A 371-nucleotide genomic window follows, 5' to 3' on the forward strand; every position below is an offset into this window, starting at 1 on the left:
TCGGAAATCGACAAGGCGCTGGCCGTGCCGACGTCGGACTCGGTGGCGATCCTGGACCAGGCGGTGGACACGCTGAAGCGCTATCCGGACGTGCACGTGACGGTAGCGGGTTACACGGACAGCAAGGGCAAGCCGGACTACAACCAGTCGCTGTCGGAGCGTCGTGCGCAGATCGTGTACGACTACCTGACCAGCCACGGGATCGACGCGAGCCGTCTGGAAGGTCCGATCGGTCACGGCGAAGACAACCCGATCGGCGACAACGCCACCGATGCGGGCCGTGCGCAGAACCGTCGTGTGGAATTGCAGGTCCAGCAGTAATCGGACTTGTTGCAGTGTCACGAAAAAGCCCGGCGCATGCCGGGCTTTTT

1 protein-coding gene is annotated in these 371 nt (G+C 63.1%); it reads left to right on the plus strand.

Annotation, left to right across the window (positions count from 1 at the left end):
* On the plus strand, positions 1-321 hold a 321-nt coding region (locus IHE49_RS18380), incomplete at its 5' end, for an OmpA family protein (protein ID WP_192160668.1).
* Positions 322-371 lie beyond the last annotated feature (50 nt).

The organism is Rhodanobacter sp. 7MK24, from assembly GCF_014842995.1.
In the GTDB taxonomy this organism is placed as follows: Bacteria; Pseudomonadota; Gammaproteobacteria; order Xanthomonadales; family Rhodanobacteraceae; genus Rhodanobacter_A.